Annotated in this window: 2 protein-coding genes; both read left to right on the top strand. The window is 43.1% G+C overall.

The window, feature by feature from the left end:
• Positions 1-136 precede the first annotated feature (136 nt).
• The gene (locus Q0E19_RS11890; protein WP_117864997.1) at positions 137-1,357 is read left to right on the top strand and encodes an antirestriction protein ArdA; all 1,221 of its coding nucleotides are present in this window, start codon (positions 137-139) and stop codon (positions 1,355-1,357) included.
• Positions 1,354-1,523, top strand: a 170-nt coding sequence (locus Q0E19_RS11895) for a DUF6103 family protein (RefSeq protein WP_294409762.1), incomplete at its 3' end; no start/stop codon positions are given. The genes Q0E19_RS11890 and Q0E19_RS11895, both read left to right, overlap by 4 nt.

Genomic DNA, 1,523 nt, shown 5'->3' on the forward strand with positions numbered 1-1,523 from the left:
GCCATTTTATTTTCCTCCTTTTTTTCTATTATACCACGGCTAAATGTTTTCTGTCTAATTTATTATAGACGATACAATCAATAATGTGACGGAAGAAAATACAGAAGAATCAAATGAAGAAACGGAGTGATGTTAAATGAAAATATATTTAAAAGACGGCAATTACACTTTAGCAAAGGACTTCCCAATGAGTGTATTTGAAATACGTGATACGCTTGACAGGCTGAGAAAGTTTCAGAGCCGCGAGGTTTTGTTCAGACTGTCCGAATTTGGAAACACAGAGCTGCCGCAAAGCCTGTGTGGTAAAGAATTTTCAGCGGATATTTACAAGCTTAACCTGTTCGCCGAAAGGTATGAAAAGCTGGAATATCCGGAGGCAGAGGCGTTTAAAAGTCTGCTGAAAGCCAATCCCGAAAGCAGCTTTGACGATATGCTTTTGATGACATACGGTCTGGATTCTGTTCCTGCTTTCCCTTGCGAAGATTATCACGAACTCGGCGAAATGGCAATTGAGAACGATATGCTGTGTGAATTGGAGGACTGTTCCGATGAGATGTTGGAACTGCTCGACCGTGAGCATATCGGACAAATTATGTGCGAGCGTGACGGCGGTATGTTTGCGGACAGCTATTACTGTGTACCGTCCTGCTATGAGAGACCGGATATGAATATTGAGATCGGCGAGCCGGATAAGTGCTTTTTCCGTCTGCTGATCGCGCCTGCGCCGGCAAATGATGAATCCACCGAGCAGTTTGCCCAATGGCTGTCCCTGCCTTGCGATAAAGAAAATCTGAACGACATTGCAAAAGACCTTTGCATAGGCAGAGTTCAGGACATGGTCTATTATGATTTTCAGTCGGCTATTCCTTCGATCACAGAGGAATCGTTTGGCGATATGCGCAGAATTGACGAACTGAATGTTCTTGCTCAAAGGCTGTCAGAACTTTCAAATCACGATTTTGTAAAACTGAAAGCGGTCACAGAGAGCGAGGAAATATGTGATATTTCCGATACTATGGACTGCATTGAACATCTGTCGGAGTACGAATTTGATATGTTTATTTCCGATGAAAGCGAGTTCGGAAAGGCTTATCTGGCGAAAAATCTTCCTACAAACTTTGATAATTCTGTTCTGGAAGATATAGACTTGCACGACTTTGGTCAAAGTGTTCTGGGACGCAAGGAGGGCGAGATCACTTCCTACGGAGCGATCTCAGGCAGGGGTCAGGAACTGTATTCTGCTATTACTGTTAAGTCGGAACAGCAGCTTACAGAAGATATCAGCGAAGAATTTTCTGATGAAGAACTTGAAGAAGATGAGTCGGGGGATTTTGAGATGGGAGGAATGTTGCTTTGAAGAAGTCAATTTCAATATCGGTCAATGAGGAAAAGCTGTCTGCGATAGAAATGTATCTGGAGCAGAAAAACACAACTCTTGCGGCGGAACTTGAAAAGTATGCGGATCAGCTTTACGGCAAGGTCGTTCCGCAGAATGTGAGAGATTTTATTGATATGATGTCGGA

Source organism: uncultured Ruminococcus sp. (genome assembly GCF_934476685.1).
Classification (GTDB): Bacteria; Bacillota; Clostridia; order Oscillospirales; family Ruminococcaceae; genus Hominimerdicola.